Source organism: Prosthecobacter sp. (genome assembly GCF_044226605.1).
Classification (GTDB): domain Bacteria; phylum Verrucomicrobiota; class Verrucomicrobiia; order Verrucomicrobiales; family Verrucomicrobiaceae; genus Prosthecobacter.
In genome coordinates, this window is record NZ_JBGAGS010000008.1 from 85,500 (window position 1) to 98,764 (window position 13,265).

General features: G+C 60.7%; 8 protein-coding genes. 4 read left to right on the forward strand and 4 right to left on the reverse strand.

Translation table 11 applies throughout. The features are described 5' to 3' along the window. Positions 1 to 24 precede the first annotated feature (24 nt). The 3 genes from ACILSO_RS12415 to ACILSO_RS12425 all read right to left on the reverse strand — a co-directional run bounded on the left by ACILSO_RS12415 (position 25) and on the right by ACILSO_RS12425 (position 3,530). Positions 25 to 1,029 carry an Amuc_1100 family pilus-like protein gene (locus ACILSO_RS12415; protein WP_395737730.1) on the reverse strand — a complete coding sequence of 335 codons (1,005 nt, stop codon included), beginning with the start codon at positions 1,027 to 1,029 and terminating at the stop codon, positions 25 to 27. A gap of 6 nt (positions 1,030 to 1,035) precedes the next feature. Next, entirely contained in the window at positions 1,036 to 2,790 is a 1,755-nt protein-coding gene (locus ACILSO_RS12420) for an Amuc_1101 family PilM-like pilus complex protein (protein WP_395737731.1), read from the reverse strand. Positions 2,791 to 2,879: 89 nt separating this feature from the next. Then, positions 2,880 to 3,530 carry an Amuc_1102 family pilus-like protein gene (locus tag ACILSO_RS12425; RefSeq protein WP_395737732.1) on the reverse strand — a complete coding sequence of 217 codons (651 nt, stop codon included), beginning with the start codon at positions 3,528 to 3,530 and terminating at the stop codon, positions 2,880 to 2,882. 276 nt (positions 3,531 to 3,806) lie between these two features. Between ACILSO_RS12425 and ACILSO_RS12430 the strand changes: the two genes are divergently transcribed. From ACILSO_RS12430 to ACILSO_RS12445, 4 genes are all read left to right on the forward strand, one after another. Next, on the forward strand, positions 3,807 to 4,925 hold the full coding sequence (locus ACILSO_RS12430; protein WP_395737733.1) for a sugar ABC transporter substrate-binding protein: 1,119 nt from the start codon (positions 3,807 to 3,809) through the stop codon (positions 4,923 to 4,925). A gap of 29 nt (positions 4,926 to 4,954) precedes the next feature. Next, a complete protein-coding gene (locus ACILSO_RS12435; RefSeq protein WP_395737734.1) occupies positions 4,955 to 5,743 on the forward strand; it encodes a YdjY domain-containing protein in 789 nt (262 codons plus the stop codon). A 281-nt stretch (positions 5,744 to 6,024) separates the two neighbouring features. Next, entirely contained in the window at positions 6,025 to 7,188 is a 1,164-nt protein-coding gene (locus tag ACILSO_RS12440; RefSeq protein WP_395737735.1) for a prenyltransferase/squalene oxidase repeat-containing protein, read from the forward strand. 185 nt (positions 7,189 to 7,373) lie between these two features. Then, the gene (locus ACILSO_RS12445) at positions 7,374 to 10,553 is read left to right on the forward strand and encodes a hypothetical protein (protein WP_395737736.1); all 3,180 of its coding nucleotides are present in this window, start codon (positions 7,374 to 7,376) and stop codon (positions 10,551 to 10,553) included. A 194-nt stretch (positions 10,554 to 10,747) separates the two neighbouring features. On the opposite strand, the gene ACILSO_RS12450 is transcribed toward ACILSO_RS12445, so the two are convergent. After that, complete coding sequence (locus tag ACILSO_RS12450; protein ID WP_395737737.1) at positions 10,748 to 13,216, reverse strand: hypothetical protein; 2,469 nt, start codon at positions 13,214 to 13,216, stop codon at positions 10,748 to 10,750. Positions 13,217 to 13,265 lie beyond the last annotated feature (49 nt).

The following is a 13,265-nucleotide window of genomic DNA, read 5'->3' on the forward strand; positions in this document are numbered from 1 at the left end:
CTGCGGGATTGGGAGGTAAATGAATCAACGACCGGCTGGAGCCTGGGCCGCAACGCCTTTGGCGGCATCGAGAAATTTCACCAGATCGATCTCCATTCGTACTTTCAGAGGCTCACTGCCAAAAACCTGCCGGGTATCTTCGTAAGCAGGGGCCGGGGGCTTGATGTCATCCGAAGCCACCTCCTCCTTTTTGGTGGTATCCTGCACAGGGGTGCCACTGAGCACGTTTTGGTCCTGCGGGGCAATTTTCACATCTTTGCGCAGCGGCCCGTCCTGCTTCTCGTTTTCGATGCGCAGCAGTCGCAGCGAGGTGAAGTACTTCATGTCCTCAGGATTCGTGAGCCTGCTCACCAGCAGTTGCAGCGGTCCCTGATCCAGCGTCAGGTTCAACACGATCTGCCTCTTTTCCGAGATCGGTGCCGGTCCCTGCACCTGACGGCCAAAGTTGTTGTTGTTGTTGTTCGCTGGCTGCGGCGCAGTGGCCTGCGATTCGATCGGGAGCTTGGAGCGCTGGAACAGATCCACGGACTGCACGCCAGACTTCATGAGCAGCTGCACCAGTTCGTGCAGAGCGTCCAGGTAGCCGGAGAGCTCGGTGGCGGCAGCGGCTGAGACAGGCAGCTTGCCGGTGTATTCCTCAAACCCGAAGGCAAAATCCGCAGGCAGCTGCATCTTCTTCTCAGCCGCCTGGGTGCGCGTTTCAGAAATCTTGGTCTTCAGCTTGGCCTGAAAGTCGATTTCCTTGATCGGCTCCGCCGGCGTCTGCAGGAAAAGCAGCGCAGCGCCGAGCTTGTTCACCTGCGCCGAATACTCGGCCACGACAGCTTGCTTGCTCTTCAGGTTGGCATCCGTCGGGGAGAGGCGCTCTCCCTTGAGAGCGCCGATCTGCTGACCGACGGCCTGGTAGGTCTCACTTGCTTCCGTGTATTCGCTCCAGGAGGCAAACAACAGATAGCCCAGGGCCAGGGAGCCGAGGAGGGTGACGCCAAGAATGGCTGCGAGGGGTTTGTTATCACGTATCCAGTCCATGGTGCTTTATTGAAATTGAATGGGCTTGCGCAGAGGCAGGGTGATGTCGAAACGATAGGCGAAACTCTCGCCGCCCACGCCGCTGTCCACTTTGACGTATTTTTCGCGTTGCTTCTCGAAATCCGGCATTTCGAAGAGCTCCAGCTTGGCCAGTTTGGCGGCAAAATCATACACCACCTTCTGTTCACCTTCCTTGTTGGTGCGGTACAGGCCCCGCAGGTGCAGCTTGTAAACCGGTGCCACCTGGGCGCCGCCCTTGGTGTTGTTGTCCGGAGGACTGACTTTCCTCTCCTCCGCATTGCCCCACAGCGGAGCGGTGATCGGCTTGTCGTCCCTGAGGACTTCCACCGTGGGCAGCCAGATCAGGTCATTGTCATACTGCTGATTGAGCTCGTTGAGCAGCCGGACCCACCAGGAGCGGTCGGTCACCGCCTGCTCCAGCTGCGCACTGCGCACACGCAGCTCCTCCTGCGTCGCATCCAGCTTGCGGATTTCTCCGCTCAGACGCTGCAGCTCGGTAAGCTCCACCTGCATGGTGCCCACGCGCGTGTTGATGGCTTCCTTGGCAGTGCTGAACCAATGTCCAGCGGCACCCAGGGTGCCCAGGATGCAAAGGCCGGCGAGCACCAGGGCGGGCGCGCGGCGGGAGGCATCCCGTGCTGCAGCCAGTGAATCTGGGATCAGCTCGATCTCGCACGGGCAGGAGCCCATGCCACGCAGGGCCAGGCCTGCCAGCTCCCCGAGCGCCGGCGCGTCGATCTGGGCTGCGTCCGCGCTCACGCCACGGTCCAGCTGCACGCCACGCAGGCCATTGAAGACCTCCACGGGCAGCTTCAGTTTTTCCGTGAAAAATTCCGCGACGTATCCGGCCGCCGAACCACCCCCTGCGAGGAACACGCGCTTTGGCGCGCTGCCGCCCTGCTGGCTGCGGTAGAAGGTGATCGTGCGCATGATCTCGGCATGCAGACGGGTCATCGAATTGCGCATGACCTTGGACATGGCGTTCACGCCTTCGTCCGGATGGTCCTCCACGGCACCGCCCAGCGCGATGAAGCCCTGGGAACGCTTCTGATTTTCCGCCTCGGCAAACTGAATGCCAAATTCCTTGGCGATCGCGTTGGTGACGGCTCCGCCGCCCACAAGCAGGTTGCGGGTGAAAAAGCGGTCTCCGTCGATGAATACCAGGTTCGTGGAGCGTGCGCCCATGTCCACCACCAGAGACGGCTCGTCGACGTCAGGATAGCTGTAGCGGAAGGAGTTGTAGAGCGCCAGCGGGCCCACGTCCATGCCCACCACCTTGATCCCGGCGGAGGTCACGCTTTCGTGCATTTCATTCAGCAGCTCGCGTTTCATCGCTGCGAGCACGACTTCGATCTCACCGACGTCCGTTTTGGCCACCACCTCGTAGTCCCAGGAGACTTCATCCAGCTGCCATGGCACGTTCTGGCGTGCTTCGAACTCGACGATTTGGGCGAGCTTGTCCCCCTGCACCGGCGGCAGCTTCACAAAGCGGCTGAACACCGGATGGCCAGGGACACTGCACCAAGTGCTCTGCCCCTTGATCTTCAGCTTCGCGACGATTTCATCGAGACCAGCCTTGAGCTGCGGCATGCGATTGCTGTCCAGCGTCGGGTCGCCGTCCAGGTCAACAATTTCATAACGCTTCAGGATGAGATCTCCTCCTGCTGTCTTGCCGAATACCGCTCCGCCGACACGTTGGGAGCCAAGACTGATAACTGCAATGCTAGTGGGGTCTGCCATGCTGAAAAAGGTGAAAATCGCTGATCAAAAGAAACTTGCTGAAGCCGGGGCGGTCACTCGAGCCCGGGCGGTCACTGGAGCCGAGGCGGTCACTTGACCCGCACTGGCACGTCATAGTCGCCAAACACCGCTGCAAAGGGGGTCTGCATCTTGTTGAGGACCATGTTTGGCATCATCGCAAAGGCGTCCTTGTTTTCTTCCCACCAGGGCTTGCCGGATTTCATGGGGATGCTCGACTTGGTGGCAACGACCTGGCCTTCAGCGATGAATTCCACGCCCCAGCCCTGGATGTCCGAGGAGGCGGTCACAAAATCCTTCTGAAAAATGGACTTCAGGGTGGCGGGGGAGATGTAGGCCAGCGCATGGCAGGGTTCGTCCGCTGGAATGTCCAGCAGTTCCAGGGTGCCCGTCAGCACCTCGCGCTTCGGCGGGCTTTCCTTGGTCATGTGCTGCAGCACCACGTAGAGGTTCATCGTCATGCCGCCATAGGTGCCTTTTCTTCCGCCTGCGGACTCGGGCAGCTTGATGTCAAACTCCACATCGATCTCGATCCAGTTCTTTGGATTCCAGCGCTTCATCTTCACGTTGCTCGCCTGAAGCATGGGGGTCTGCTGCTCCTCCACTTCGACACCTTTGACGCGAACTTTGACACCCGGCAGTTTTTCACCCGTTGCCGGGGCCTGTGCCTGGACGGCACCAGTGACGAGGAGGGAGGCGAGAAGCAAGCTGAGGGATTTCATAATTGGGCTGGTTGTTCCTGTTATTTTAAAGTTTTATCAGCAAAACGCCCCGCGCATCAAGCAGGGATTCTCAGAAATTCGCGAAATTACTTCTCCACCAGTGAAATCCTTTCGAGCGATGGTCGTCGTTTGATGATTCATTGCGAAAGGCTTGCAAGCGGGGAGCGCGGAGTTTGGGACAATCCCACCAGAGTGCAAGCAAAAGACTGCCGGGCTTTTCATGAACATCTCAGGCTTGTGCTTGTCTGGCATTGGAGCCTAAAATGCCCCTTAAACATGATGTCCTCCCGCTCCCGTCTCTCCGCATTGTTTTTTGTTCCTCTGATCTTGGCCGCCTGCGGCCCTTCGGATGAGTCCGTCGTGGAAAAAGCCGCCGCCGATCTGAAAAAAGAAGGCGCGCAAAAAGCACCTCCGCCGGCGGAGTCAAACGGCTCCTCCCCCACCGGTCTGCTGGCCGCCACCGGCCTCGCCGCCAAGGACGAGCGCGCAGAAATCGTCCTCCTCCTGCCAGACACGCGCATCCCCATGCAGGAGTTTCAGCGCAACGGCCTCGCCATGCTCATCGGCAGGCAGGCGGGCTATCAGCTCACCCCTCAGGATGCCGCAGGCAGCAGCGCCCAGCAGATGGAGCAGTTCCGCCAGGCCATCGCCGCCAAGCCCGCCGCCATCTTCATCAGTCCCATCGATCCTCCGGCCATGGCCGCACTCATCGTCGAAGCCCAGACCCATGGCATCACCGTCATCGGCCTGGACAAACGCATGATCAATGAGGGCTGCGCCAGCGTCGTTTACAGCGATCAGCGCCGCGTCGGCCGCATGGCAGCGGACACCGTCATCGAGGCCCTGAAACGCAAGGCCGCCGAAGAAAAGCGCACCGATGTGACCGGCCGCGTCGTGCAGCTCCGCGGCGCTGCGGACAGCTTCGCCGCCAATGAACTTGCCGAAGGATTTACAGAAGGCCTGCACACCCAGCCCGGCGTCATCCTCGTCCACGATGCCCCTGCGGACTGGAGCACCGAGACCGCCTCCAAGCGCACCGCCGAAGCCTTCGCCCTGCAGAAGAATTTCGACGCCATCTTTGCCCACAATGACGCCATCGCCTCCGGTGCTGCCAAAGCGGCTGAAACCGCCGGCCAGCGCGAAAATATTTTCATCCTCGGTGCTGACGGCCTCTCCGGTCAGAAGCGCGGCCTGGAGCTCGTCCGCATCGGCGAGATCGATGCCACGATCGTTCAGCCCGCCCTCGTGGATCTCGCCCTGCAGATCCTCATGAAGCTCCGCACGGACAAGACTTTCAAGCCTCAGCCGTCCTATGAAATCGAGCCTGTGGTCGTTCTCCCCAAGAATGTGGAGCACTCCATCCGTGTAGGTACTTACAATTTGCCCAAATTGTAAGCCTTCACCCCCCTTCCACTCAGCCTCCCATGCCAGCCCTCCCCTCTCCCGCCATGCTGCGTTCGTTTGCCACCACCGCCCTCCTGTTCTTCTCCCTGGCAGACCTCCACGCCCAGGCCCCCGCCGCCCCCCAGCCCAACGACAAAGGCAAGCCGGATGCCAAGGCGCAGTTTGAAACCGAGCAGAAGCTGGTGAAGCTGATTTCCCCCGGAGTGTATGATCTCAACGGCATCCAGATCACCGCCGCCACCCGCGAGATCCGCATCCCCTGCGACGTGCTGCACCAGAAGCTCCCCATCGAGTACGCCCTCTGCCATGAGGCCGGAGAAAAGGTCCACGAGACCATCCTCGAAACCAAGGTGAAACCCATTCAGGTGCAGCTCGCCCTGCTTCTTGCCAACTACCAGCCCGGCACGCTTGGCATCCTCGACAAGCTCGATCCCAAGGAGGAACGCCCCTATCGTGCGGAGGACACCAAGCCCAAAACCCCGGGCGCCAACCGCCTCGCCATCCACATCGAATGGAAAGACGGAGACAAAACGAAAAACGTCCCCCTTTCCGACTTCATCCAGAACGTGGACACGCGCAAAACGCCCCCGGATCTCGACACCTGGATCTTCAATGGCTCGTTCATCGATGAAACCGGCTTCGCCGCCGAGCAGACCGGCTCCATCATCTCCACCTACGTGGACCGCAGCGCCATCATCAACTCCACCGCCAAGGGCAACCACCGCGACGACCTCTGGATCAGCATGCCCGCCAACATTCCCGCCGAGGAGACCAAGGTCACCATGATCATCACTCCGGGGAAAGAGTGAGGCAGTGTTTGTGGCGCAGGGATCGGCACCTCAAAAATCAGCAATCCCTGGGCTCACCTTTTGATTGAGCGGTTTGGACAGCCCTCTTTCCGAGTGTTCCGTGGGCCGTCCATTCCGGTTTTTCAGGTTCATGCGCCCCCGAAGATTGGGAGCCCTCGGCAACGGTCTCCTGGTCAAAAAGCGCCCACCACCCCCACCCCATGGTCAAGAATCGTCCGGCCTCCAAGACGTCCCCCTTGCCCGTTGACGCGGACCTCTTTCCATATCCAGTTCTCTGCATCATGAAAATCCCAGCCCTTCTCCTCACCCTCGCGCTCGGCACCACCGCCGCCTTCCCGCAGGCCGCCACCCAGGCCTCGCGCAATGAATCCCTCAAGCAGGAGGTCCGCCTCAGCGTCGAGCGCGGTCTCAATTTCCTCCGCACCAAGCAGAACCCCACCACCGGCCAGTGGGGCGAAGCCGAGCCGGTGGCCATGACCGCCCTCGGTATCATCGGCTTCATGCTCGACCCCAACCGCAAGGCTGGAGACCCTGTGCCCGCCGAAGTCGAAAAGGCCACCAAATACCTCGTGAGCCTGGCCCGCCCAGACGGCGGCATCTTCACCAAGGGCCGCGGCAACTACAACACCGCCATCGCCCTCACCGCCCTCCTCCTCAACAACAAGCCCGAGAACGAGGAGGTCATGCTCAAGGCCCGCCGCTACCTCGTCCACTGCCAGGTGGACCTCGATGAAAAAGGCAAGCAGGACAATCCCCTCGATGGCGGCGTCGGCTATGGCGACGAAAAAGGCATGCACGCCGACATGTCCAACCTCACCTTTGCCCTCGAAGCCCTCTACTACTCCCAGTCCCTCCTCGCCGACAAAGGAGACGCCGCCAAGAACGAGCCCCAGCTCAACTACAGCGCCGCCATCGACTTCATCCAGCGCTGCCAGAACCGCCCTGAGAGCAACAAGTCCGCCTGGGTCAGCAAGGACCCCGACGACGCCGGCGGCTTCATCTACAACCCCTCCGAAACCCGCGGCGCCAAAGTCACCAACCCCGACGGCAGCGTCGCCCTTCGCAGCTACGGCAGCATCAGCTACGCCGGCCTCCTCAGCTTCGTCTATGCCGGCGTGGACAAAGACGACCCGCGTGTGAAAGCCGTCATCGAATGGCTGCAAAATCACTACAACCCCGATGAAAACCCCGGCCTCGGCGCCGCCGGCCTTTACTACTACTACCAGACCATGAGCAAGGCGCTCAGCATCGCCAAGATCGACTTCATCAAGACCAAGGACGGCAAGCTCATCGACTGGCGCGCCGACATCTCCGCCAAGCTCCTCGGCCTGCAAAAAGGCGACGGCTCCTGGTCCAACACCGAAGGCCGCTGGATGGAAAGCGACCCCGTCCTCACCACCAGCTACATCCTCATGGCCCTCGGCCGCATCCACCAGACCCTGTAAAAAGTTGCCCCGTTGCGCCGCAACGGGTGCAGTGCTTTCCAAACGCCGCGCTGCCCCCAGCGCGGCGTTTTTTTGTGCCCTTCCGCCAGCATGCCCGCCAGCAAATTCAATCTTCCCCAACGAATAACAAAACCTCGTAGAAGCACTCTCGACATCTCGCCGCCCTTTCCGTTATCCTACTCGGCATGCCGCTTCGCATCCGCAGCTTCTGCCTGTTTCTCGCACTCGCCCTGCTTGCCCTAGCTCTGCAAGGACAGGACCCCTTCGCTCCCCAATGGCCGGCTGCTGCCAGTGATGCACGAAAGATCGACCGGATCATCATCCCTCACCTTCAGTTCAAAGGAGCCACCCTTGAGCAGGCGGTTGATCTTCTCCGCGCCAAAAGCCGCGAGTTTGACAAATCGCCCTCTCCAGCCGGCCAAAAAGGCTTCAAAATCATCCTTCGCCAAGGCAAGACTCCAAACCATTCATCCATCAGCCTGGAATTTAAAGATGAGCGGCTATCCGAAATCCTCCGTTACGTCACCGAGCTTTCCGGCACCCACTACAGAGTCGAGGGAGACACCATTCTCATAGTCCCCATCTCGGAGAAGTTCGACGAGATTGATCCCACCCTCCACACCCGCACGTTCAAAGTGCCGCCGGATTTCCACTCCAATCCTGCCCTGGCGGCGGCTCCTCCTAGCACCGGTTCAGATCCATTCGCCCCGTCGTCTCCGGCACCAGCGCCTTTAGCAGATCCTTTCGCACCTCCTGCTCCCGAGGCCTCGCCATCTCCAGTGCCCGCCAAATCTGCCCCCGCCTCGCCAGCAAAACCATTGCCCACCCGAACCCAGCAAGTTCTCGAAGACATGGGCATCCCCTTCCCCGAGGGAGCCAGCGCCAGCTTAAATCCGCTCACCAATCTCCTCACCGTCACCAACACATCGCGAAATCTCGACCTCATCGAGGCCTGGGTGGACTACGAAAAGCAGCAGGCGCCCGCCACCGTCGCATTCACCCTCACCATCATCGAAGGTCCTGGAGATCGGATCCGCCAGGCCAATGCCGCAGCCACAAAATCCGCCGATGCCTCCCAAGAACTGGCCAGACTGCTCGAATCAGCCAGGCAGCCCGGCTCGACCGTTCGCGTCACCGGCGAAGCCTTTCTCGAAACCAAATCCGGTGCGAGAGCCTCGGTGGAAGTCGTGCGCAGCAACAAACTTCCCGCCCTCAGCAGACCCGACGTTAAAAGCGCCCCTCAGCCCCCTATGGCTGAACCCCAGATCGGCCTGCGCCTGGAACTCGAACCCACGGTAAGCAACGACAAAAGAAGTCTGACCGTCGACCCATCCCTCTGGTTCGCAGCCATTCCCACTTCACCGTCCCCTCCCACGGCGGGCGAGTCTCCCGCCGTAAGTCATTCACCGCCGCCATCGGCCGCAACAACTTTGGCCTCTTTCTCATCCACCAGTGTCAGCCTCAAAGCAGGCGGCACCAAGCTCATCGCCGTCACCAAATCCGTCAGTGCGCCGCAGGAAAATGCAGACATCCTCTGCGCCGCTTTTCTCACCGCCACCCTGCGTCACGTCATTCCTTTACCGGAACCTGCTCCCACAGCCTCCGCCTCTTCCTCCATCCCGTCAGGCATGATCTTCACCTCCTTCCCGGTGCCAGAAGGCTTGCTTGACGAATTACCGGACCCCGCAACACCTGAAGACACTCTGCAGACTTCGCTGGCCCAGATGGGCCTCACCACCATTCCAGGCTCATCGTTCGATCATCGCGAGGGCATCCTGCGCATAGTCAACACACCGGACAACGTCGCTCTCATCAAAACGCAAATCACTCATTGGCTCAACTGCACACCAAAATTCGTCTCGTTCACCCTTCACACTCTGGAGGCTCCGGCCCCCTTCCTCCGTGATCTCGCGCAGCGGTCCCTCGCCATGGCGGATGATGCCGCCATGCTCGCTGCCATCGAGGCCGCGGTCGCCCGCGGAGAGGCCCGGTTCATCAGTTCCAGCTTCTTGAACGGCAAGTCCGGTTTTCGCACTTCTTTCCACTCCGCCCGTGAGCACTCCCGTTTGGATGAAATCAAGATCGATGCCCGCGGAAATTCCATCCCCCATTTCACCACACGGCTCGTCGGTTCCATCATTGAAATCGAACCCGCCATCGGTGCAGACAGCCGCACGGTGGATCTTTCATTGAGTCACGAGCTTCATACCAACGCACCGCTGGCACACCGCCACGAGCTTCGGCTTCCATCCTCTCCTCAGCCCTTGGATGTGCCCGTCGTCGATTTCAGCACCCAAAAAATCTCCACCTCACTTTGTCTCACCAAAGGCAGCACCAAGCTCATCTCGCTCAATGCTCCAGCGGGCGTTAACAATCCCGGCATCCTCTGGGCCACATTCCTGAAGTGCGATCTGAACCACACCTTCAAAGCCACAAAAAAAATCGCCCAGGTCCAGCCGCCAAAAGCACCCTCTTCCCCGCAGCATGAAAAAATGATCGTTCGGCGTTTTGGTGCCGAAGAGAGATGTCCGGAGCTGTTGAACCATCCGGGCTTTCAGACCTCATATTTTCTTCCGAAACCACCTCCCCGGTCAAACAACGGTCTGGTGGTGCATGGTTACCGCCAGCCCACTTCCGAAACACTTCGGGCATCCTTTGTGTCAGCCGGCGTGGAGTTTCCCCAGGGAGCCTACGTGCGACTTCTGGATGACTCCGTTAGTTTCATCGTTCGCAACACCCCGGAAAACATCGCCAAAATTCAAGCCACTTTCCAAAGGCCTGCCGTACCCACCACCGCCGCTTTCACCTTCCACATCATCCAGGCTCCCGGTCCCTTGCTGCGTCGAATCACCGCTCAAGCAGCCACCACAAGCGATCACAGTGCCGTGCTCGCAGAACTCCTTGCTGCCGTAAAATCAGGCACTGCCAAGGCGCTCGATATCGCCCGTATCGAGACTCAATCCGGCTTCCGTGCCACGTATCGAGTCGGGGCGGAACGCCCCTCGCCTCCGAATGACAAAAGCACTCCAAAAGGCACACCAGCCCCCCGCACCATCGGCCTCAACCTCGAACTCGACCCCACCATCGGCGCCGACAGCGTCACCGTTGACCTCACCCTCGATCCCGAATTCCACACCGCCCCACCCTTGGAGCACCGCGAACACATCATCGACACCCAGGGCCGCCGCCTCGAATTCCCCCGCACCGATTATTTCACCTCGAAGCTCACCACCGGCATCTCCATTCCAGACGGCACCGCCCGCCTCCTCTCCCTCTACAAACCCACCGGCAGGCCCGAGTTCGAAGCAGAAGACATCCTCCAGGCCATCTTCATCACCTGCGACCTCCTCCGCGCAGAGCCTTAAACCCATCGCAGACCCCCGCAGGGCGGGATCATCTCGCCCCCCGCCTCAGCCATTCAACCAGAATACCACATAATACCATTAAATAAAATTACCACTCCACCAGCGCAAACCACCTGAAGTACGACTGACACTCCTGTCTGTCGATCAGCGCTCCCTCCCTCCACAAACAAACCTTTCGCCCACAGCATCCAGCATCACTCACCAAACTCCGTATAATGCCTCCTTCGCGGCGGCTCCGTCACCATCGCCTTCTGTTTCCAAAACGTCGCCTGGGTCGCATCCTTCTCGCATCCCACCCCTTCCAGGTAGCACTGGGAAAGATTTTTCATCGCCTCCACCACGCCTTCCTCTGCCGCGGCCTTGATCGCCGCAAATCCCGTCTTCCTCTCCTTCGTCGTCTGCCCATGGTTGAGGAGCACCATGCCCGCCAGATTCTTCGCCGGCGGAAACTGCGCCACCACTCGCGAGAGCGAGTCATACACCTCCTGCCACAGCGCCGGATCATGCTCCGCCTTCCGCCACAGCAGATGCGCCGCCAGGTAGGCCTCCAGCGGATGTTTGGAGCGGCTCATGAAGGCCAGCACCAGAGCCCCCGCCTTCTCAATGTCCTGAGGCACCCCCTTCCCCTGAAACAGCGCCTCCGCATAATAGAACCGCGCATCGCGCCGCTTTCCCGCTTCAAACGCCTTCTGATACATCGCCACGCTGCGCGCCGGATTTCGCTCGTAGCCGTAGCCCGCCGCCAGCAGATGCCCCTCCAGCAGCATCGCAGACACACACCCGCGCTCCGCCAGCTGATGCACCGGCTCCGTCCACGCCACATCCAGCCACTTTCCCTGCATGAAAAGCTGCCGCGCCATGCGGTCGCACAGCTTGTCCGCAAACGGCTGCCAGAAGTTCTCCCCGGGAAATTCATACACCGCGTTCATCACCACGCTCAGCGCCGGCTTGAAATCCTCCGTCGCCTCCAGCCCGCGCATCTGCTCCAAGATCTCCAGCCGCGACTCCTCCACCTGCTCCTCCTTGGTAAAGGCCGGCTTCAGTTCATGCAGTGACGCCACGTTCACAAACTGCTCCTTCCCCGGCAGCAGCTCGCTTGCCTCGATCTTGTCGCTCGCTCCCGTGATGCGCCACCGGTCCTCACCATCGCGCTGCACCGTGCACACCAGCACGCCCTTCCCACGGGCGATTCGTTCTCCCCGCTGCACCTCAAACTGAAACGGCTGCGTCACATGGATGAGGTCAAACGTCTCCACCTCCGCCGACGCTCCCGCCGCCACGCTGATGCGCCTCAGCGGCCACCGCGCGCGCATCTCCTCCTCCATTTTCAGCAGCACCTCCATCGGCGGATGGTCCAGCATGAAAAACTTCCCCTGCCCCGCTGCCACCTGCTCCAGCAGCGTCGCCACAGACACCTCATTCCATGACCTCACATACGCCACCACGCGGTCCATCGCCTCCTGCTTCGCCGAGAGCTTCGCCTCCGCCCGCTTGTCTCCCGCCCCGCGCGCCTTCTCATACGCCGCCAGCGCCTTCTTCACATCTGCCTGCGTGCCATTGCCATGTTCGTAGCGTTCTCCCAGCGGCATCCACGCACTCTTCTCCCCCATCTCCGCCGCCATCTGCAGCTGCTTGAAAGCAGCCTCCGTATATCGCGCCGGATTTTCAGGATCATCCACCACGCTCACAAAATCAGCCAGCGCCGCGCGTCTTCCGCCCGCCACCGCCTGCTGCAGCAAAACGACCACCTCCTCCCCGTAGCTCCCCGAATTCCGCAGCGCGAGCGCCAGCCGGTGCATCGCCGCCAGGTTCCCCCGCTCCGCCAGCGGCATCAGCACCTGCGCCGCCAGCTCCGGCGCTCCCAGCCGCAGCAGATCTTCGCACGCCAGCACCTTCTCCTCCGGCGTGAGCTTCGGCATCGCCTGCTCCGTTTTCACCACCGCTTTGCCTTCAGAAATCCGGTCCAGATGATGCGGCCAGTACACGATCGCTGCGATCATCGCGCCACAAAAGAGCAGCCCTGACATGAGCAAAACAGACGCACCCTCCTCTTCACGCTGCGGCTCCGTCTCCACAGCCGCAGCCGTCACCACGGCTGGCGGCGCATCACTCTCTGGCGCTGGAGTGGCTGGAGCAGATCTCTCCGTCAAAGTCACCACCGGTAAAATCACCTCCCCCAGTCGCTCTCCACCTCGCGGCTTCAGCGTGATCGGCTTCAGCAGATAACCCCGCTTGCTGGTTCGCGGCAACGCCACTGTCGCCGTCGCCATCGCCGCGCTCTCTCCTTCTCCGCCGCTTCTTATCTCAGCTCCTGGCACCGCTTCCATCACCATGGCCTTCTCCTCCACCGGCGCCTCCTCTTCACCCTCCACCAGATCCACATCAAACACGTCCCCGCCAATGCCAAACTTGAACGGCACATTCACCTCCAGCTCGCTCGAGATCACGTCATTCACCGAGAACAGCGCCGCCGCAAACACACCGATGATCTGAAACGTCCGCTCTCCCGTCCGGTACAGCACGCAATGCTTTGGCATGATGCCCACGCCTTCAAACCGCACGTCGCACTCCGCGCCGCTGCCCAGCGTCAGAGATCCCAGCATCGGGCATGAAATTCGGTGCTCACCATCCGGGGTGCGCAATGTCAGAACCGTGAGGGCCATCGCTTCAGTATGCTAAACAACGCTTTAGCGTCGAGTCGGCATTCCACGA

What these genes read in the sequence shown, in the direction of transcription:
- ACILSO_RS12435 (WP_395737734.1), top strand. Translation starts at nt 4,955, where the DNA reads ATGCCAGCCCTCCCCTCTCCCGCCATGCTGCGTTCGTTTGCCACCACC.
- ACILSO_RS12425 (WP_395737732.1), bottom strand. Translation starts at nt 3,530, where the DNA reads ATGAAATCCCTCAGCTTGCTTCTCGCCTCCCTCCTCGTCACTGGTGCC.
- ACILSO_RS12450 (WP_395737737.1), bottom strand. Translation starts at nt 13,216, where the DNA reads ATGGCCCTCACGGTTCTGACATTGCGCACCCCGGATGGTGAGCACCGA.
- ACILSO_RS12415 (WP_395737730.1), bottom strand. Translation starts at nt 1,029, where the DNA reads ATGGACTGGATACGTGATAACAAACCCCTCGCAGCCATTCTTGGCGTC.
- ACILSO_RS12445 (WP_395737736.1), top strand. Translation starts at nt 7,374, where the DNA reads ATGCCGCTTCGCATCCGCAGCTTCTGCCTGTTTCTCGCACTCGCCCTG.
- ACILSO_RS12420 (WP_395737731.1), bottom strand. Translation starts at nt 2,790, where the DNA reads ATGGCAGACCCCACTAGCATTGCAGTTATCAGTCTTGGCTCCCAACGT.
- ACILSO_RS12430 (WP_395737733.1), top strand. Translation starts at nt 3,807, where the DNA reads ATGATGTCCTCCCGCTCCCGTCTCTCCGCATTGTTTTTTGTTCCTCTG.
- ACILSO_RS12440 (WP_395737735.1), top strand. Translation starts at nt 6,025, where the DNA reads ATGAAAATCCCAGCCCTTCTCCTCACCCTCGCGCTCGGCACCACCGCC.